Source organism: Pseudomonas sp. MS646, from assembly GCF_036693845.1.
GTDB lineage: Bacteria > Pseudomonadota > Gammaproteobacteria > Pseudomonadales > Pseudomonadaceae > Aquipseudomonas > Aquipseudomonas chlororaphis_E.
Genome location: NZ_CP144763.1, coordinates 1,879,515 through 1,896,875, shown reverse-complemented (window position 1 = coordinate 1,896,875; position 17,361 = coordinate 1,879,515). Strand labels below are relative to the sequence as shown.

Genomic DNA, 17,361 nt, shown 5'->3' with positions numbered 1-17,361 from the left:
TCCTGATGGTTGCCGCACCGGCGGCGCAAAAACTGTGATTGTCCGCGAAGCCACGCAAACAGGTCACGCACTAATTTGCTGCTAACATGGCTGTCCGAGCGTAAACCACCTTAGAGATCATGATGAGCCAACCCTGGAGCCCTGACAGCTGGCGCGCCCTGCCGATCCAGCAGCAACCCCGTTACCCCGACGCCGCGCACCTGTCGCGGGTGGAGCAGACCCTGGCCAGTTATCCACCGCTGGTGTTTGCCGGTGAAGCGCGGGAGTTGCGCCGTCAGTTCGCCGAGGTGACCCAGGGCCGGGCGTTTTTGCTGCAAGGTGGCGATTGCGCCGAGAGCTTTGCCGAGTTCTCGGCGGCGAAGATCCGCGACACCTTCAAGGTCCTGCTGCAAATGGCGATCGTCATGACCTTTGCCGCCGGCTGCCCGGTGGTCAAGGTCGGGCGCATGGCCGGACAGTTCGCCAAGCCGCGTTCGGCCAACGATGAAACCATCGACGGTGTCACGCTGCCAGCGTACCGGGGCGATATCGTCAACGGCATCGGCTTCGACGAAAAAAGCCGCGTACCGGACCCGGAGCGACTGCTGCAGTCCTACCACCAGTCCACGGCCACCCTGAACCTGCTCCGCGCCTTCGCCCAGGGCGGTTTCGCCGACCTGCACCAGGTGCACCAATGGAACCTGGACTTCATCGCCAACTCGGCCCTGGCGGAAAAATACAGTCATCTGGCCGACCGCATCGACGAGACCCTGGCCTTCATGCGCGCCTGCGGCATGGACAGCTCGCCACAACTGCGCGAAACCAGCTTCTTTACCGCTCACGAGGCGCTGCTGCTCAATTACGAAGAAGCCTTCGTGCGCCGCGACAGCCTGACCAACGACTACTACGACTGCTCGGCGCACATGCTCTGGATCGGCGACCGGACCCGCCAGTTGGACGGCGCCCACGTCGAGTTCCTGCGCGGGGTGAACAACCCGATCGGGGTCAAGGTGGGGCCGAGCATGGACCCTGACGACCTGATCCGCCTGATTGATGCGCTCAACCCGGACAACGACCCGGGCCGCCTGAACCTGATCGCCCGGATGGGCGCCAACAAGGTCGGCGATCACCTGCCGCCGCTGTTGCGTGCCGTGCAGCGCGAAGGCAGGCAAGTGCTGTGGAGCTCCGACCCCATGCACGGCAACACCATCAAGGCCAGCAGTGGCTACAAGACCCGGGACTTCGCGCAGATTCTTGGCGAAGTGAAACAGTTCTTCCAGGCCCACGAGGCGGAAGGCACCTATGCCGGCGGCATCCACATCGAAATGACCGGGCAGAACGTCACCGAATGCATCGGCGGCGCACGACCGATCACCGAAGATGGGCTGTCGGACCGCTACCACACCCATTGCGACCCACGGATGAATGCCGATCAGTCGTTGGAGCTGGCGTTCCTGATTGCCGAGACGTTGAAGCAGGTCAGGCGCTGAACCTGACAGGTTTGTAATGCCTGGCCTATGGCTTTCGCGAGCAAGCCCGCTCCCACATTGGACCGAGTCGGTCACTGATTTGGTGAACTCAACAGATCCTGTGTGGGAGCGGGCTTGTTCGCGAAATGGCCAGTTCAGTCACCACTTGACTGAGCCAATGCCTGGGCCAACCGAACCCCACTCACCCGCTGGCAGTTGAGCTGGACCCGCTCCAACCCCAGCCACCGGGCCATGCGCCGCAGGTTCAGCGCCAGGGCCTGCACACCCTCCTCGTCCAACCCCGGTGCCTCCTCGTGCACCGCATGCACCGCCAGTCGGCCCAAGGCCCGCTCTGCCCGCAGGTCGACCCGCGCTGCGATGCGTTCGTTGTGCAGGAACGGCAAGACGTAGTAGCCATACACCCGCTTGTGCACCGGGGTGTAGATCTCCAGCCGGTAACGAAAATCGAACAGCCGCTCGGTACGGCTGCGCTCCCACACCAGGGAATCGAAAGGTGACAACAAGGCGCTGGCCGCCACTTTGCGAGGGATTTTCGCCAAGGGTCGACACCAGGCCACTTGCTTCCAGCCCTGCACCTGGCAGCGCACCAATTCGCCGGCCTCCTCCAGCTCGGCCAGACGCCCACGGCAGTCCGCCGGTTCAAGGCGAAAGTAGTCGCGCAGGTCCTTTTTCGTACCAACCCCCAGGGCGTCAGCGGCGTGCATCAGCAACGCCCGTTGAGCCTGGGCCTCGTCCGGCGGCGCCTGTTGCAGAATTTCGGCGGGCAACACCCGTTCCGGCAAATCGTAGAGCCGCTCGAAGCCTCGCCGCCCCGCCACCGTCACTTCGCCTGCGGCGAACAACCATTCCAGGGCATGCTTCTCCTCGCTCCAGTCCCACCAGGGCCCGGCCTTTTCCTGGCGCGTGGACAAGCTGCCCGCGCCCACGGCGCCCTGCGCCCGGACCGACGCCAGCACCCGACGAATCACGTCCTGGCGCTCCTGCCCGAAACGCGCCAACTGCTGGTAGATCCCCTCGCCACGGGCGGCACGCTGCATGCGCCAACGCATCAGCGGATACAACGCCATCGGCAACAACGACGCTTCATGACCCCAATATTCGAACAGCGTCCGGCGTCGGCCCTGGCTCCAGGCCGCCTGGTCGAGTAAATCGGGGTTGTAGGTACCGAGACGGGAGAACAGCGGGAGGTAGTGCGAGCGCACCAGCGCATTGACCGAGTCGATCTGCAGGACGCCGAGGCGTTCGATCAGGCGATTGAGGCGCGAGGGTTGCACCGAAGCTGGCGGCGACCGCCCATCGAATCCTTGGGCGGCCAACGCCAGACGCCGGGCCTGTTTGAGGGTAAAGGACAGCGTCGCGGGCATGGAGATCTCCTTGTCTGCTCGCAACCTACCTCACCAATAAGGGGTTTGTGTAGGGAAGGATAGCTCATTTGTGCATCGGGTCATCCCAGAATGGCCGGACCACTTCCCGTTCCACGTCGGCACGGCTGACGCCAATGTCCTTGAGTGCCTCGTCGCTCATGCCGGCCAGCAGTTCACGTTCGTGGTGCAATTCGTACCAGCGGCTAAACTTGTGCATCAGCGCGCTGAGCGAGAAGCCGTGGGAGAGTTTGTCTACCAGTAGATATCCTTTTTGACCTTTCATCGTGATGTCCTCCGTTGGGGATGGCTCAAGTCTCGCGCCAACGCTAAGATCAATCCAACGAATGTTTTTTATGCAATACATCTCGGAGATTGATCAATTGTCGAGTTACCCGAGCATCGATACGGAAGTGCTGCGCACCTTCGTCGCCATCGCCGACCAGGGCGGTTTCACCCGCGCCGGCGAATTGGTCAATCGCACCCAATCGGCCGTCAGCATGCAGATGAAGCGGTTGGAAGAGGATGTGCTGCAGCGGCGGCTGTTCGAGCGTGACGGGCGCCAGGTCAAGCTCACCGCCGAAGGCCAGGTGCTGCTCGGCTACGCCCGGCGGATCCTCAAGCTGCACAGCGAGGTGTTCAATACCCTGCGCGAACCGCACATGGTCGGCACGGTGCGCATCGGCACGCCGGACGACTACGTGATGCGGTTCCTGCCGGGGATCCTGCAGCGCTTTGCCCAGTTCTATCCCCTGATAGAGATCGAGGTGCACTGCGAGTCGTCCAAGCAATTGTTGCTTCGCCAGGACCTGGACCTGTCCATCGTCACCCGCAAACCGGGGGACGAAATCGGCCAGCTGCTGCGCAAGGAACGTTTTGTCTGGGCCGAAGCCGCGTGCTTCAACGTTCACGAACAGACGCCGTTGCCACTGGCGATGTTCAACAGCGATTGCTTCTGCCGGCAGTGGGCCTGCAACGCGCTGGATGCCATGGGCCGCGAGTATCGCGTGGCGTACAACAGTTCGAGCCTGTCGGCGCTCATGGCAGTGGTGGGCGCGGGCCTGGCCATCACCGCCCAGCTGGAAAGCCTGCTGACCCCGGACATGCGCGTGCTGGGCGAGGCCGAAGACCTGCCGGAATTGCCCGAGGCCAGCATCATGCTGATCCGCAACCTGCACAATCCGTCGCCGATCACCGAGTGCCTGGCCGAGCACATTGTCGAGGGCTTCAAACTTTAAGGGCGAGCAGCACCGCGCACAGCACCAGGAAACCGCAGAACAGCCCGCGCAGCAGCCGCTCCGGCAAGGCATGGGCCACCTTCACGCCCCAACTGATGCTCAACAGGCCACCGACGGCCAGCGGCAGGCCGATGCTCCAGTCCACCTCGTGATGGAAGGCATACGTGGCGAGGGTCACGCCAGTGCTGGGCAAGGCCAACGCCAGGGACAACCCTTGGGCAACGACCTGGGTGGTGCCGAACAGGCTGGTCAGGATCGGCGTTGCAACGACCGCCCCGCCCACACCGAACAACCCGCCCATGGCACCGGACGCCGCCCCCAATACACCGAGCCATGGCCAGCCATGACGCATCTGCGCCGAAGGCGGTGCCGTCGCGGTGAACATGCGGGCAAGGTTGTAGAGCGTCAGCGCCACCAGGAACGCCACGAAACCGATCCGCATGCTCTGGGCATCGATACCGACGGCCCAGATCGATCCGAGCCAGGCAAAACAGAAGCCCATGGACGCCAACGGCAGGACATGGCGCAGTTCGATACGATTGCGCTGGTGATAACGCCACAGCGCGAGCATGACATTGGGCACCACCATGACCAGCGCCGTGCCTTGGGCCAGTTGTTGGTCAAGCCCGAACCATACGCCCAGCACCGGAATTGCAATCAGCCCGCCACCGATGCCAAACAATCCCCCCAGGGTGCCCAGCGCGGCACCGAACAACAGAAACACCACAAACTCGATCACAGACGACTCCCCTTTCACCAAGGCGCTTATCCTACGCAGTCGCCGCCAGCGAGGGAACGCAACATCTGATCAGATCGTCAGAATTATCTGGCGCATTAAAGATTCGCCCGCTAGATTCAGCTCATCTCTGTTTGAAGGTTCTGCCATGACCACCCAGCGCGACACCCCCGAAGCTTGCGAAGCCCTGTTGCTCGACAACCAGGTCTGCTTCGCCCTGCATTCCACCTCCTTGATGATGACCAAGGTCTACAAGCCGTTGCTCCAGGCACTGGGCCTGACGTATCCGCAATACCTGGCAATGATGGTGCTGTGGGAAAAAGATGGCCTGACTGTCGGTGAAATCAGCACCCGCCTGCTCACCGATCCCGGCTCCCTCACCCCATTGCTCAAGCGCCTGGAAGCCGAAGGCCTGCTGAGCCGCACCCGCAGCCGCGAAGATGAACGCGTGGTGATCGTCGAACTCACCGAGCAAGGCCGTGCCCTGCGCGAAAAAGCCCTCGGCATCCCCCAATGCATCCTCGCCGCCAGCGGCCAGACCATGGAGCAGTTGAAAAAACTGCAACTCGAGCTCCAGGCATTGCGCAGCCATCTGCAAGACACCCTGTAGCCATCAGAACGTCCCGGTGGAGCGAGCCGATTCAGCACTTCGATAGCTGACACACCGTTTCGCGAGCTGGCTCGCTCCCACCCTGGATCTTGGATAGGCGTACGTCCAGCCGCCCCCCCTGCTCGCCAAAGCGCCAGCCCTTCCACCAAAACCCTCCCTCACCAAAAAAATCTCACCCCCTTCAAACAGCTCTAACTCAATAGTTTCAGCCTGATTAAAGGCCTTTCACCAAAACTTTCTCGAAAATTTATCTTGCGCACAAAACATTAGCGCTATACATTCTCTCCACATCTATTTAGCGCGCAAACATTTAGCGCAAAACATCAGCCAGAAATGAGGTTTTGACCATGCAAATACTCTATACCGCCATCGCAACCTCCACCGGCGGCCGTGATGGCCGCGCGATCTCCAGCGACAACATCCTCGACGTCAAACTCGCCACCCCCAAGGAACTCGGCGGTGCCGGTGGTGCGGCAACCAACCCTGAACAACTGTTCGCCGCCGGCTACTCGGCCTGCTTCATCGGCGCGCTGAAATTCGTCGCCAGCCAGGGCAAGCGCAAGATCCCGGACGACGCCTCGATCACCGCCCATGTCGGCATCGGCCAGATCCCCGGCGGTTTCGGCCTGGACATCGACCTGCACATCAGCCTGCCGGGCCTTGATCAAGCCGATGCCCAGGCGCTCGTCGACGCGGCCCACCAGGTCTGCCCGTACTCCAACGCCACCCGTGGCAACGTCGATGTGCGTCTGCACGTCACGGTTTAACCCACCATTCCCGAATTCGAACCTAAGGACGCTCACATGAACACGCTCAGCAAAGCCTTGACCGGTACCCTCCTCGCCCTCAGCGTCAGCAGCGCTTTCGCCAACGGCATCGTGGAACACAACACCCAGGCATTTCTCGATGCGCTGAACGCCGGCACCGGCAAGCCACTGGAACAACTGTCGCCCAAGGACGCTCGCGCCGTGCTGGTGGGCGCCCAGGCCGGGGTCAAGCTGACCTTGCCCAAGGCCGATGTCAGTGAGAAGACCATCCAGGCCGATGGCCAGTCGATCAGCATGACCATCGTCCGTCCGGCCGGGGTCAAGGGTGAGTTGCCCGTGTTCATGTTCTTCCACGGCGGCGGCTGGGTGCTGGGCGATTTCCCGACCCACGAGCGACTGGTTCGGGACCTGGTGGCGGGTTCGGGTGCTGTCGCGGTGTTCGTCAACTACACGCCTTCACCCGAGGCGCATTACCCGGTGGCGATCAACCAGGCCTACGCCGCGACGAAATGGGTGGCCGAACACGGCAAGCAGATCAATGTCGACGGCAAGCGCCTGGCGGTGGTCGGCAACAGCGTGGGTGGCAACATGGCGGCCGTCGTGGCCCTGATGGCCAAGGACAAGGGCACCCCGGCGATCCGCTTCCAGGCGCTGTTGTGGCCAGTGACCGACGCCAGCTTCGAGACCGCGTCCTACAACCAGTTCGCCGAAGGGCATTTCCTCAGCAAGAACATGATGAAATGGTTCTGGGACAACTACACCACCGACGCCGGGCAACGCAGCGAGATCTATGCCTCGCCGTTGCGGGCCAGTACCGCGCAGCTCAAGGGCCTGCCGCCAGCGCTGGTCCAGACCGCCGAGGCCGATGTCTTGCGTGATGAAGGTGAAGCCTATGCGCGCAAACTGGACGCCGCCGGAGTGCCGGTCACGGCCGTGCGCTACAACGGCATGATCCACGACTACGGTTTGCTCAACGTGGTTAGCCAAGTGCCAGCGGTGCGCTCGGCGATGTTGCAAGTGTCGCAAGAGCTCAAGCAGCACTTGAAGTGATTGCACGCCGAAACTTTTGTGGCGAGGGAGCAAGCTCCCTCGCCACAGGCGATTGGGTGCCTAGTCCTGAAATAAAAAAGCCCGACTCGATGGTCGGGCTTTTTCATGCAAAGGCTTCGCTTATTTAGCGCGGCCTTTGTAGGAACCGCCTTCGCGGGTATCGATCTCGATCATGTCACCGATTTCGATGAAGTCGGCCACCGACAGTTCGGTACCGTTCTTCAGTTTGGCAGGCTTCATGACCTTGCCGGAAGTGTCGCCGCGAGCGGAACCTTCGGTGTAGTCAACCTGACGCACGATGGTGGTCGGCAGCTCTACGGACACCAGGCGCTCTTCGAAGAACACGGCTTCGCAGACGTCGGTCATGCCTTCTTCCACGAATGGCAGAACGCTTTCGATGTCTTCGGCGTTCAGCTCGTACATGGTGTAGTCAGTGGTGTCCATGAACGTGTAGGTGTCGCCGCTGATGAAGGACAGGGTCGCTTCCTTGCGGTCGAGGATCACGTCGTCCAGTTTGTCGTCCGCACCGTAAACGGTTTCGGTCTTGTAACCGGTCAGCAGGTTCTTCAGCTTGGTCTTCATGATCGCGCTGTTACGACCCGACTTGGTGAATTCAGCTTTCTGAACCAGCCAAGGATCGTTGTCGATACGAATCACGGTACCGGGTTTGAGTTCTTTACCAGTTTTCATTGCGAATATCCGAATTTGGATGGGATTTACAAAAATCTAGGCCGCGTATCATATCCAATTTCCATAAAACTTCACCAGCGCCGCGGCAAGATCGGGTCGCGAGGCCTGTTCCAGACACCACGCCTGGGCATGTTCGGCCAGTTCCTGCTGCTGTTGGCGGGTCGATCGCCAGTGTTCGGCCATGTCCTGGCCGGCATTCCAGGCCCGCCAAAGACCGCTGATCGCATTTTGCGCCGCCTCCGAAAGACCCTGGGTGTACAGCCTGAGGAACGCCTCGAGTTTTTCCAGGTGAACGTCTTCTTCCTGCTGGTAGATATGCCAGAGCAGTGGCCGGCCGGCCCATTGGGCACGGACGAAGGAGTCTTCGCCACGCACCGCATTGAAATCGCAGCACCACAGCAGTTGATCGTATTCGTCCTGGCGGATGAACGGCAGCACCTGCACCGTCAGGGCGCCGCGTCGATGCACCGCACCCACGGCCAGGCCATCGACCCCGAGCCAGCGCTGGACATCCCCCAGCACCCGCCCTTCGGGCACCAGCACGTGAAACGCCTGGGTATCGGCGGCCATGGCGTCGAACCAACTGGCGAGCCCGGTGTTTTCATAGGCAAACAGCGAGATCAGGCACGCATCGGGCGACCGATCGACACCCAGCCCCTGTAGGAAAAGCGTCTGCGCCTGGGCATCCAGCTGAAATTGCCGACGGCGCTCCAGCAGGCCCGCTTCGCGCAGCAAGCCTCCGGTGCCCTGCGCAAAGCCCGGGAAAAAGAAATACTTCTGCACGTGGTGGTACTTGACCGACGGCAAGCCGTGGCAACCGATTACCCAGTCTTCGGCACTCAGGTAGTCGAGGTTCATCCACAACGGCGGTGTCGGGCGCTCGGCCATTGCGTCCATGTAGGCACTTGGCAGTTGGCAAGCGAACGCGGCAATCACCACGTCGGCGGCTTCGGTGGTCGGCCATTGCTGCGGCCAGTGGCGCACCTCCACACCCTGCTGCCATTGCTCGGACAACGTGGTGTCGACCTCCGGGCACAGCCGCTCGAACGCCCGCAGGTCGTCGACCCACAGCCGCACCACGCATCGATGCTCGGCCACCAGTTGCCGAGCCAGGCGCCACGTGACGCCAATGTCGCCAAAGTTATCGACGACGGTGCAAAAAATATCCCAGCGCACGGTCATTCCCGACTCCCTGTGGCAAAGGCCTGATTGTCCCGAATAAACCAGGCATGCAGAAGAGCCGACGGCGATTAATCTTCATGCGACAATCACTCCCTGCCCATGCCCCTGCCAGGAAGCAGCCATGTCTGATTACCCGCCCGCCCCACGTCTTTCAGCCTTGAAACTGACCGTCAGTATTGCCCTTGGCCTGTGGCTGGGGTTCCTTGCCATTGTCCTGACGGGCTGGCTCATGTCGCGATTGTTCCTGGGTGAAACCCTGGCGCCGGTCGCCGCAGCCGTGCATCAACTGGCACAACCACCGGCGGCGCAACCGGCCCCGCCACCGCCCACGCCAATGTTCGAGCAATACCAGCAGAACCTGCAACGCAACGAGCAGCGGCAAGCGCTGGACCAGGTCCGCAACAACCCCCGCAACCTGTCCAACCCCAAGTGCCAGTTCTGGTTGCAACAGGACCAGAACGCACCCAGCGAAAAAAGCCGCGCCAACGTGCTGCAATTCTGCGAATGAGCATGAACAAACAGACCGTCCACCAACTGATCCTGGACAAGCTCAGGATCGATCTCGACATCGCCGAACGCGCGGCCCTGACCGCGTATGAAACCGCGACCCACGAAGAAAACATCGCCGAGAACAAATACGACACCCTCGGCCTTGAGGCCGCCTACCTCGCCGCCGGCCAGGCCAGGCGCGTGGAGGAAATCCGCCAGGCCCTCACCCTTTGCCAGAACCTTTCGCCCAGGCCCTACAGCGAGCAGCGCGGGATCGAGGTCGGTACGTTGATCGGGCTGGAAGATGAAGACGGCCGCCAGCAGTGGCTGTTCCTGGGGCCGGACGCGGCAGGGTTGAAGGTCTCGCTGGTGGGCCAGCCGATCACGGTCATCACCCCTCGCTCGCCGCTGGGCCGGGGCCTTCTGGGCAAGTTCGAAGGGGATGAAGTGGAGATTGTCGTGGCGGGCGCCCGGCAACAGTTCGCTGTCACCGAGGCGATCTAGAAACCTGGCTTAATGCACGGGCAGTTCGACGCCGTCGAACAGCTCTTCGAGTTCCTGCTTGTTGTGGCACTGGATGGCCTTGGCCATGACTTCACGGGTCAGGTGCGGTGCGAACTTCTCGATGAAATCGCACATGAAGCCACGCAGGAAAGTACCGCGACGGAAACCGATCTTGGTCACGCTGGACTCGAACAACTCGCTGGCATCCAGCACCACCAGGTCATTGTCGAGCTTGGTGTCGACCGCCATCTTGGCCACGATGCCCACGCCCAGGCCGAGGCGCACGTAGGTCTTGATCACGTCGGCATCGGCGGCGGTGAACACTACCTTGGGGGTCAGGCCGCGATGGCTGAAGGCTTCGTCGAGCTTCGAACGACCGGTGAAACCGAAGACGTAGGTCACGATCGGGTACTCGGCCAGGGCTTCGAGGGTCAGCTTCGGCAACTTGGTCAGGGGATGGCCCTGGGGCACGACCACACAGCGGTTCCAGCGGTAGCACGGCATCATCACCAGGTCGCCGAACAGTTCCAGGGCCTCGGTGGCGATGGCGAAATCCACGGTGCCGTCGGCGGCCATTTCGGCGATCTGCATCGGCGAGCCCTGGTGCATGTGCAGCGCCACGTCCGGGTATTGCTTGATGAAGTTGCTGATCACCGGCGGCAGTGCATAACGGGCCTGGGTGTGGGTGGTGGCGATCGACAGGGTGCCTTTTTTCTCGTTGGAGAACTCCTGGGCGATCTGCTTGATGCTTTCGACCTTGCGCAGGATCTCGCCGGCCGTGGTGATGATGCGCTCACCGGCCGGGGTCACGCGGGTCAGGTGCTTGCCGCTGCGGGCGAAGACTTCGACGCCCAGTTCGTCTTCCAACAGGCGGATCTGTTTGCTGATGCCGGGTTGTGACGTGTACAGGCTCTGGGCAGTAGCGGAAACGTTGAGGTCGTGGTGCGCCACTTCCCAGATGTAGCGCAGTTGTTGAAGCTTCATATGTATCCCTCAAAGCAGTTGGACGCCACGGGCATCAGCGACGGTATATAACTATATGGAAGGTCTTGGCAATAAATCTAGAACTTTTTATAAAAGGCCACCATTTAGCCTCAAGCCTCTCCCTGGCGTCGGCGCTGCACCAGCGGCACGAGGTAGACCGGCACCCGGGACAACTGCAATACCCGGGCAGCGGTCCTGCCCAAGGGGCTTTCTCCATTGGCCCCCTGGCAATGACTGCCGACGATCAGCAAATCGACGGAGAGCTTCGCAGCCTGCTCGAGAATGACCTGGGAAGGATCACCCTGGAAAACCCTGACCGACTTGATCAGTTGCAAGTCCTGCTGCCCTTCGCCCAACTCCTCGCGAAAACTGTCGAGCACCCGTTGCTCAATGTTGGCCATCACCGTATTCAGACCTTGGCGATGAAATTCGTTCAGCGCCTGCTCGTCGAGATAGCTTTGCAACACCGATTCGGCGAACAACCCCATCGGCTCTACCGCATGCACCACATACAACTCGGCTTTAAACGTCCGTGCCAACGCCAAGGCATGCTGCATCACATAAGGGGCGTAGAGCCCCAGGTCTGTGGCGTACAGCATCGAACGAATCATGTGACCTCCTCGCGTGCCAGAATGGCGGAGATGGATTGAGCTTAGCAGCGCCTTCGCCAGCACGACGTGCGGCTTAGCGTCCTGAACAACCGGTCGTCAGGGCTTCACCTCGTTACTGATGCCGTGGGGGACATGCCCCGTGGCGACCACCTCGCGGGCCAGTTCGCAGTGGCCGGTCTGGTCGTCGAAAAACACGTCGGCGGCGAAGGCTTCAAGGAATGCCGACTTGGTCAGGCCGCCAAGGAACAGCGACTCGTCCAGGCGAATATCCCATTCACGCAAGGTACGGATGACCCGCTCGTGAGCCGGTGCCGAACGGGCCGTCACCAGCGCCGTGCGAATCGGGCAAGCGTCCTCGGGAAACTCGCGTTGCAGGGCATTGAGCGCGGCCAGGAAGCCCTTGAACGGTCCGCCTCGCAATGGCTCGCGGGCCGCCTGCCGTTCGCTGGCCTGGAACGCTTCGAGGCCACCGGCCTGATAGACGCGCTCCGACTCATCGGAAAACAGCACCGCGTCGCCGTCGAACGCGATGCGCAATTCCTCGCTGGCGGCGCGGCTGGCACCGCCGGAGAGAATGGTCGCCGCGGCGAACCCGGCATCAAGGGCACTGCGCACGTCTTCGGCATGGGTGGACAAGAACAGGTCGCAGCCGAACGCCTTCAGGTAGGGATAAGGACTGCGGCCGCCGACGAACGCGGCACGCGAGATCGCCAGGCCATAGTGACCAATCGAGTTGAACACCCGAAGGCCGGTATCGGCACTGTTGCGCGAGACCAGCACCACTTCGACCCGGGCACGCCCCAGGTGCGCATTGAGGCTCAGCAGTTTCTCCACCAGGGCGAACGCGTCTCCCCGCGCCAGGACTTCATCTTCGTGCTCGATCTGGTATTGCCGGTAGGCCTCGACGCCACTGGACAGGTACACCTTGTGGCTTTCGCTGAGGTCGAACAACGCCCGCGATGAAATCGCCAGCACCAGCTTGTCGTCAATATTGTTTGCCATGTCGCCCCCCCATCCGCGCTCAGCGGTTATGCCGATCCATGAACGCCAACGCCTGGTACAAGGCTTCGATTTTCGGCAGCGCACACCCCGCCGCTTTCGCCGCCGCCAACGGCCGGGCGTAGATTGCCTCCAGTTCCAGCGCGCGTTTGTGCAGATGATCGTGGTGCATGCTCGGCCAGTAGTCGGGCATCTTCTCGGTCATCGCGAACAGGTAGTCGGCGTAGCCCGGTGCGATGTGATGACCGCAGGCCTGGGCCCCCTGCACCACTTCGCGCATCAATGCCTGGATCAGCTCGCGACTGGCGGCATCGGCCATCAACGGCGTGGTGCTGGCCCCCAGCAACACCGAGAGACCGTTGTAGGGCACGTTCCACACCAATTTCTGCCAACGGGCCTGTTGCAGGTCGGCCATGGCCTGGGCATCGATGCCGGCATGGCGAAACAGCGTCGCAGCCTCTTCGACAATCAGCATGCGTTCAGCCTGATCGCCGCACGGGCCGCTGTGGTAACCGATGTTGACCGCGCCCAGCGCCTGGTGGGTGATGACACCGGGACCGGCCCGATGAACACAGATCAGGCAGAGCCCGCCCAACAGGTGCAGCGAGTCGGGCAGCAAGGGGCGCAGCGCCTCCTCGACATCCAGGCCGTTCTGCAATAGCAGGACCTTTGCCCCGGGCGCAGCCGCCTGGCGGATGACCGGGGCCAACTCGGCGTTGCTGGTGGTTTTGGCGCCCACCAGCAACCAGTCGCAGGGCGGCATCTCGGCCGCCGAGCGGTAGGCCTGGACCGGGTTGAGGGCCAGTGCACCATGAACCGCACTGTCGACCTGCAACCCGCCTTCGGCCACCGCATTGAACTCACTGCGTAACAAGAAGTGCACGTCAAAACCGGCACGCGCCAGCATCACGCCATAGAACCCGCCAATGGCCCCGGTGCCGATCATGCCGATCCGCGGTTTAACACCTGCCTGCATCTTTGCGCTCCTCTGGTAAACGGCCCTGCACATCATTGCACAGCCCCCCGGGACTCGGGGACTTATCCCACCGGGGATAAATCCCCTTCAAACCGGCCCCTGCCCATTGTCGAGCCCCCTCGTAACGCGATAAGGTTCGGCTCCCCGACGCGCTTAAATCCGCTGTGCACCGCCGCGCGGGGATCGCTGGCGGCCGGCACCCGTGACCTGACGAGTAACACGATGGCTGATTTACCGATCAATGACCTTAACGTCGCCTCCAACGAGACCCTCATCACGCCTGACCAGCTCAAGCGCGATATCCCCCTGAGCGACGCTGCCCTGCGCACCGTGACCAAGGGCCGGGAAGTCATCCGCAATATCCTCGACGGCAGCGACCATCGCCTGTTCGTGGTCATCGGGCCCTGCTCGATCCATGACATCAAGGCCGCCCACGAATACGCCGAGCGCCTGAAGGTCCTGGCGGCGGAAGTGTCCGACACCCTGTACCTGGTGATGCGGGTGTATTTCGAGAAGCCGCGTACCACCGTCGGCTGGAAAGGCCTGATCAACGACCCGTACCTGGACGACTCGTTCAAGATCCAGGACGGCCTGCACATCGGTCGTCAATTGTTGCTGGACCTGGCTGAAATGGGTCTGCCCACCGCCACCGAAGCGCTGGACCCGATCTCGCCGCAATACCTGCAGGACCTGATCAGCTGGTCGGCCATCGGTGCGCGCACCACCGAATCCCAGACTCACCGCGAGATGGCGTCCGGCCTGTCCTCGGCGGTGGGCTTCAAGAACGGCACCGACGGTGGCCTCACCGTGGCCATCAACGCCTTGCAATCGGTTTCCAGCCCTCACCGCTTCCTGGGCATCAACCAGGAAGGCGGCGTGTCGATCGTCACCACCAAGGGCAACGCCTACGGTCACGTCGTGCTGCGCGGTGGTAACGGCAAGCCGAACTACGACTCGGTCAGTGTCGCGCTGTGTGAACAGGCGCTGAACAAGGCGAAGATCAAGCCGAACATCATGGTCGACTGCAGCCACGCCAACTCCAACAAGGACCCCGCCTTGCAACCGTTGGTGATGGAGAACGTGGCCAACCAGATCCTGGAAGGCAACCAGTCGATCATCGGCCTGATGGTCGAAAGCCATCTGAACTGGGGTTGCCAGGCGATCCCGAAAGACCTCGCCGACTTGCAGTACGGCGTCTCCATCACCGATGCCTGCATCGACTGGAGCGCGACCGAAAACACCCTGCGCAGCATGCACGCCAAACTCAAGGACGTGCTGCCCAAGCGTCAGCGCGGCTGATCGAGCGTCTTCCCTATCAGGAAGATCGAGGCAAAAAAATGCCGGGCTGAAAAGCCCGGCATTTTTCATTGGGGAATCCGTCTTCGGTCAAAGCTTCGCAGCGTGCCGCTGGTGACGCTCCATGTAGCGCTCCACGTAGGAGCAGGACGGGATCACCGTGTAGCCCATCTCTTCGGCGTACTGCAGCGCCTTTTCGGTCAGCGCCGCCGCAATGCCCCGGCCGCGCAGGGCGTTGGGCACGAAGGTGCGATAGATGTCCAGGGTCTGCTTGCCCAGGTCCATATAGGTCAGATAGGCACGATGACCGTCCACGGTGGTCTCGAATTGATGACCAGCCTGGTCATGGTGGATGGACAACGCCTCGCTCATCACTACTCCTCGCGGGTCTGAATGCTGACCCCTACCTTACCGATGTTTTTCCGGCGAAGGAACATCTACGCCACCCCGTGCCTTCCTGGTCACCGAGCGCCAAAACCGATCCGCTCAAACCCGAGCACGTCGTGAATAGTAGGCACCAATGACGCAAATGCTCAAGACACACCTGTCATCGAAGGGGTAACCTCGTCGGTTTTATCGACCGGGCGCCATCGCCGTGCTGAAGTCGGTGTCGCGGTGCAATAGCTGAACATCGCCAGTTGTTGAGTCTTGAGACGAGCGCCGGTAGTTAAAGTCACCGCCAAGACCCAATAAAGATGCCTGGGACATTGCGCAAAAAATGTACAAAAGTCTAGGCGAATCAATCAACAACGACGTTAGCGGGCCTTTGGGGAGTTGATCCCGGCGCGGAACTTTTCTTCATCTAGACACTCCAGTCTGGGGCTTGGCGCTGGTGCTTGTTCAACAGCGCACAGAAAAGTTGCTCGAAAAAGAATCACCGCCTACAATTTTTTTGCTTCTTGCGTTACGTCAGTTTACTTACTACAAGTAATGGGTAGTATGTACGCCGGCTAACTCCCCAGTCTGGGGAGACAGTCACTAATAGAAAGTCCTTGAAGGGGAACACGATGAACAACGTTCTGAAATTCTCTGCTTTGGCCCTGGCCGCAGTTCTGGCTACCGGTTGCAGCAGCGCATCGAAAGAAACCGAAGCACGTCTGACTGCTACCGAAGACGCAGCTGCTCGCGCCCAAGCTCGTGCAGACGAAGCTTACCGTAAAGCTGATGAAGCTCTGGCTGCTGCTCAAAAAGCACAACAGACTGCTGACGAAGCTAACGAGCGTGCTCTGCGCATGCTGGACAAAGCTAGCCGCAAGTAATAGTCCTTCGGGATTGTTATCGAGCCGACCCATTCATGGGTCGGCTTTTTTATTACCCGGTGTTTTTTCAAGGTAATAAAAAACCCGCCGACCTCTCGCGAGGTCGGCGGGTTGCCTTGGAGCGTTATTACTGCTGCAGGTCGATCGGTGCACTCGAGACCATCGGGGCCGACGTGCTCGGCACGGCGATCTCCACCGGCAGGCCATCTTCGGCCGCCACCACGTCCCGCACCACATCCCAGTTCATGCGCAGGTTGCTGGTGATGTCTTCGCGCTTGAGCATCGCGTTGATCACCGCCGTGTGCTTGTCCACCACCGACGGGTTGCCGTTGTCATCCAGCGGCGTGTGGGCTTCGAGGTAAACCTTGCCGCCGCTCAAGCCCAGTTTGTAGGGGTCGTTGATGATCCGCACCGACGTGCCCACCGGCACCATGCCGGCCATTTCCAGGACGTTGTTGTTGAACATCCGGAAGCAACCGTGGCTGGTACGCATGCCGATGCCGAATTTCTTGTTCGAACCATGGATCAAATAGCCCGGGGTGCCCAGGGTGAACTTGAAAGGCCCCAGCGGGTTATCCGGGCCGGCCGGCACCACATTCGGCAGCGGGTCGCCATCGGCGGCGTGCTCGGCCTTGATCGAGGCTGGCGGGGTCCATGTCGGGTTAGGCGTCTTGGCAATGATGCTGGTGTGGGCGATCGGCGAGCCCCAGCCTTCACGGCCGATCCCCAGCGGGAAGGTGTAGACCACGTTCCGGCCCTTGGGGAAGTAGTAGAGGCGGTACTCGGCCAGGTTGATCACGATCCCCTCGCGCGGCCCCGGCGGCAGGATGAAGCGGGTCGGCAGCACGATCTCGGTGCCCGCGCCCGGCAACCAGGGGTCGACGCCCGGGTTGGCCGCGACCATCTCGGTGTAGCCCAGGTCATAGGTGGTGCCCAGGTCGGCGAAGGTGTCTTCGTACTTGGCCTTGATGACTTGCACCTGGCCGATGATGTCTTCACCCGGCGGTGGCAAAGGCAGCTCCAGTGCTGCAACGGGGCCGGCCATACACAGGGCGGCTAGAGACAGGCAGCGGGCGACGGCAGGCAAGCGCGGCAACATCCGGGAAATCCTTCGCAGATCGAACAGAGGGTATGAAAGCG

At 61.5% G+C, this 17,361-nt stretch carries 20 protein-coding genes; 9 read left to right on the top strand and 11 right to left on the bottom strand.

Features of this window, described 5'->3' with window-relative positions:
• Positions 1 to 122: 122 nt before the first annotated feature.
• Positions 123 to 1,469 (top strand): 3-deoxy-7-phosphoheptulonate synthase class II, encoded by a 1,347-nt coding sequence (locus tag V3H56_RS08440; RefSeq protein ID WP_042728309.1) that lies wholly within the window; start codon positions 123 to 125, stop codon positions 1,467 to 1,469.
• A 134-nt stretch (positions 1,470 to 1,603) separates the two neighbouring features.
• Here the strand turns inward: V3H56_RS08440 and V3H56_RS08435 are convergent, their stop codons facing one another.
• Positions 1,604 to 2,833: a winged helix-turn-helix domain-containing protein gene (locus V3H56_RS08435; RefSeq protein ID WP_338474446.1), complete on the bottom strand. Its 1,230-nt coding sequence runs from the start codon at positions 2,831 to 2,833 to the stop codon at positions 1,604 to 1,606.
• A gap of 64 nt (positions 2,834 to 2,897) precedes the next feature.
• Complete coding sequence (locus V3H56_RS08430; RefSeq protein WP_042728311.1) at positions 2,898 to 3,116, bottom strand: DUF1127 domain-containing protein; 219 nt, start codon at positions 3,114 to 3,116, stop codon at positions 2,898 to 2,900.
• A 97-nt stretch (positions 3,117 to 3,213) separates the two neighbouring features.
• On the opposite strand from V3H56_RS08430, the gene V3H56_RS08425 reads away from it, so the two are divergent.
• Positions 3,214 to 4,068 carry a LysR substrate-binding domain-containing protein gene (locus V3H56_RS08425; protein ID WP_172679721.1) on the top strand — a complete coding sequence of 285 codons (855 nt, stop codon included), beginning with the start codon at positions 3,214 to 3,216 and terminating at the stop codon, positions 4,066 to 4,068.
• On the opposite strand, the gene V3H56_RS08420 is transcribed toward V3H56_RS08425, so the two are convergent.
• Positions 4,058 to 4,807: a sulfite exporter TauE/SafE family protein gene (locus V3H56_RS08420; protein WP_042728313.1), complete on the bottom strand. Its 750-nt coding sequence runs from the start codon at positions 4,805 to 4,807 to the stop codon at positions 4,058 to 4,060. The genes V3H56_RS08425 and V3H56_RS08420 overlap by 11 nt on opposite strands.
• Before the next feature lie 145 nt (positions 4,808 to 4,952).
• Between V3H56_RS08420 and V3H56_RS08415 the strand changes: the two genes are divergently transcribed.
• From V3H56_RS08415 to V3H56_RS08405, 3 genes are all read left to right on the top strand, one after another.
• Positions 4,953 to 5,414, top strand: a complete 462-nt coding sequence (locus V3H56_RS08415) for a MarR family transcriptional regulator (protein WP_042728314.1) — start codon at positions 4,953 to 4,955, stop codon at positions 5,412 to 5,414.
• A gap of 347 nt (positions 5,415 to 5,761) precedes the next feature.
• Entirely contained in the window at positions 5,762 to 6,181 is a 420-nt protein-coding gene (locus V3H56_RS08410) for an organic hydroperoxide resistance protein (protein ID WP_338474445.1), read from the top strand.
• Positions 6,182 to 6,217: 36 nt separating this feature from the next.
• On the top strand, positions 6,218 to 7,231 hold the full coding sequence (locus V3H56_RS08405) for an alpha/beta hydrolase (RefSeq protein ID WP_338474444.1): 1,014 nt from the start codon (positions 6,218 to 6,220) through the stop codon (positions 7,229 to 7,231).
• A 120-nt stretch (positions 7,232 to 7,351) separates the two neighbouring features.
• On the opposite strand, the gene V3H56_RS08400 is transcribed toward V3H56_RS08405, so the two are convergent.
• Entirely contained in the window at positions 7,352 to 7,921 is a 570-nt protein-coding gene (locus tag V3H56_RS08400) for an elongation factor P (protein WP_003226785.1), read from the bottom strand.
• A 48-nt stretch (positions 7,922 to 7,969) separates the two neighbouring features.
• Positions 7,970 to 9,103: an elongation factor P maturation arginine rhamnosyltransferase EarP gene (earP, locus tag V3H56_RS08395; protein WP_338474443.1), complete on the bottom strand. Its 1,134-nt coding sequence runs from the start codon at positions 9,101 to 9,103 to the stop codon at positions 7,970 to 7,972.
• 121 nt (positions 9,104 to 9,224) lie between these two features.
• On the opposite strand from earP, the gene V3H56_RS08390 reads away from it, so the two are divergent.
• Both V3H56_RS08390 and V3H56_RS08385 read left to right on the top strand, forming a co-directional pair.
• Positions 9,225 to 9,611 (top strand): hypothetical protein, encoded by a 387-nt coding sequence (locus V3H56_RS08390; protein WP_042728318.1) that lies wholly within the window; start codon positions 9,225 to 9,227, stop codon positions 9,609 to 9,611.
• 2 nt (positions 9,612 to 9,613) lie between these two features.
• Complete coding sequence (locus V3H56_RS08385; RefSeq protein ID WP_053146601.1) at positions 9,614 to 10,096, top strand: GreA/GreB family elongation factor; 483 nt, start codon at positions 9,614 to 9,616, stop codon at positions 10,094 to 10,096.
• Between the two features lie 9 nt (positions 10,097 to 10,105).
• On the opposite strand, the gene cysB is transcribed toward V3H56_RS08385, so the two are convergent.
• The 4 genes from cysB to V3H56_RS08365 form a co-directional block, all read right to left on the bottom strand.
• Positions 10,106 to 11,080 (bottom strand): HTH-type transcriptional regulator CysB, encoded by a 975-nt coding sequence (cysB, locus tag V3H56_RS08380; protein ID WP_003183769.1) that lies wholly within the window; start codon positions 11,078 to 11,080, stop codon positions 10,106 to 10,108.
• Positions 11,081 to 11,190: 110 nt separating this feature from the next.
• Positions 11,191 to 11,691: a universal stress protein gene (locus tag V3H56_RS08375; protein ID WP_042728320.1), complete on the bottom strand. Its 501-nt coding sequence runs from the start codon at positions 11,689 to 11,691 to the stop codon at positions 11,191 to 11,193.
• Between the two features lie 96 nt (positions 11,692 to 11,787).
• Positions 11,788 to 12,693 (bottom strand): 5'-nucleotidase, encoded by a 906-nt coding sequence (locus V3H56_RS08370; protein ID WP_047739510.1) that lies wholly within the window; start codon positions 12,691 to 12,693, stop codon positions 11,788 to 11,790.
• Positions 12,694 to 12,712: 19 nt separating this feature from the next.
• On the bottom strand, positions 12,713 to 13,666 hold the full coding sequence (locus V3H56_RS08365) for a putative 2-dehydropantoate 2-reductase (RefSeq protein ID WP_042728322.1): 954 nt from the start codon (positions 13,664 to 13,666) through the stop codon (positions 12,713 to 12,715).
• A gap of 222 nt (positions 13,667 to 13,888) precedes the next feature.
• Here V3H56_RS08365 and V3H56_RS08360 point away from each other — a divergent pair, with 222 nt between their 5' ends.
• On the top strand, positions 13,889 to 14,965 hold the full coding sequence (locus V3H56_RS08360) for a 3-deoxy-7-phosphoheptulonate synthase (RefSeq protein ID WP_047737531.1): 1,077 nt from the start codon (positions 13,889 to 13,891) through the stop codon (positions 14,963 to 14,965).
• Between the two features lie 87 nt (positions 14,966 to 15,052).
• Here the strand turns inward: V3H56_RS08360 and V3H56_RS08355 are convergent, their stop codons facing one another.
• Complete coding sequence (locus V3H56_RS08355) at positions 15,053 to 15,334, bottom strand: GNAT family N-acetyltransferase (RefSeq protein ID WP_042728324.1); 282 nt, start codon at positions 15,332 to 15,334, stop codon at positions 15,053 to 15,055.
• A gap of 635 nt (positions 15,335 to 15,969) precedes the next feature.
• On the opposite strand from V3H56_RS08355, the gene oprI reads away from it, so the two are divergent.
• Positions 15,970 to 16,221, top strand: coding sequence for an outer membrane lipoprotei OprI (gene oprI / locus V3H56_RS08350; protein WP_025113130.1), 252 nt, complete (start codon positions 15,970 to 15,972; stop codon positions 16,219 to 16,221).
• Between the two features lie 127 nt (positions 16,222 to 16,348).
• Here the strand turns inward: oprI and V3H56_RS08345 are convergent, their stop codons facing one another.
• Positions 16,349 to 17,320, bottom strand: a complete 972-nt coding sequence (locus V3H56_RS08345) for a L,D-transpeptidase family protein (protein ID WP_042728325.1) — start codon at positions 17,318 to 17,320, stop codon at positions 16,349 to 16,351.
• Between the last annotated feature and the right edge of the window lie 41 nt (positions 17,321 to 17,361).

What these genes read in the sequence shown, in the direction of transcription:
- V3H56_RS08440 (WP_042728309.1), top strand. Translation starts at nt 123, where the DNA reads ATGAGCCAACCCTGGAGCCCTGACAGCTGGCGCGCCCTGCCGATCCAG.
- V3H56_RS08435 (WP_338474446.1), bottom strand. Translation starts at nt 2,833, where the DNA reads ATGCCCGCGACGCTGTCCTTTACCCTCAAACAGGCCCGGCGTCTGGCG.
- V3H56_RS08430 (WP_042728311.1), bottom strand. Translation starts at nt 3,116, where the DNA reads ATGAAAGGTCAAAAAGGATATCTACTGGTAGACAAACTCTCCCACGGC.
- V3H56_RS08415 (WP_042728314.1), top strand. Translation starts at nt 4,953, where the DNA reads ATGACCACCCAGCGCGACACCCCCGAAGCTTGCGAAGCCCTGTTGCTC.
- V3H56_RS08410 (WP_338474445.1), top strand. Translation starts at nt 5,762, where the DNA reads ATGCAAATACTCTATACCGCCATCGCAACCTCCACCGGCGGCCGTGAT.
- V3H56_RS08405 (WP_338474444.1), top strand. Translation starts at nt 6,218, where the DNA reads ATGAACACGCTCAGCAAAGCCTTGACCGGTACCCTCCTCGCCCTCAGC.
- V3H56_RS08400 (WP_003226785.1), bottom strand. Translation starts at nt 7,921, where the DNA reads ATGAAAACTGGTAAAGAACTCAAACCCGGTACCGTGATTCGTATCGAC.
- earP (WP_338474443.1), bottom strand. Translation starts at nt 9,103, where the DNA reads ATGACCGTGCGCTGGGATATTTTTTGCACCGTCGTCGATAACTTTGGC.
- V3H56_RS08390 (WP_042728318.1), top strand. Translation starts at nt 9,225, where the DNA reads ATGTCTGATTACCCGCCCGCCCCACGTCTTTCAGCCTTGAAACTGACC.
- V3H56_RS08385 (WP_053146601.1), top strand. Translation starts at nt 9,614, where the DNA reads ATGAACAAACAGACCGTCCACCAACTGATCCTGGACAAGCTCAGGATC.
- cysB (WP_003183769.1), bottom strand. Translation starts at nt 11,080, where the DNA reads ATGAAGCTTCAACAACTGCGCTACATCTGGGAAGTGGCGCACCACGAC.
- V3H56_RS08375 (WP_042728320.1), bottom strand. Translation starts at nt 11,691, where the DNA reads ATGATTCGTTCGATGCTGTACGCCACAGACCTGGGGCTCTACGCCCCT.
- V3H56_RS08370 (WP_047739510.1), bottom strand. Translation starts at nt 12,693, where the DNA reads ATGGCAAACAATATTGACGACAAGCTGGTGCTGGCGATTTCATCGCGG.
- V3H56_RS08365 (WP_042728322.1), bottom strand. Translation starts at nt 13,666, where the DNA reads ATGCAGGCAGGTGTTAAACCGCGGATCGGCATGATCGGCACCGGGGCC.
- V3H56_RS08360 (WP_047737531.1), top strand. Translation starts at nt 13,889, where the DNA reads ATGGCTGATTTACCGATCAATGACCTTAACGTCGCCTCCAACGAGACC.
- V3H56_RS08355 (WP_042728324.1), bottom strand. Translation starts at nt 15,334, where the DNA reads ATGAGCGAGGCGTTGTCCATCCACCATGACCAGGCTGGTCATCAATTC.
- oprI (WP_025113130.1), top strand. Translation starts at nt 15,970, where the DNA reads ATGAACAACGTTCTGAAATTCTCTGCTTTGGCCCTGGCCGCAGTTCTG.
- V3H56_RS08345 (WP_042728325.1), bottom strand. Translation starts at nt 17,320, where the DNA reads ATGTTGCCGCGCTTGCCTGCCGTCGCCCGCTGCCTGTCTCTAGCCGCC.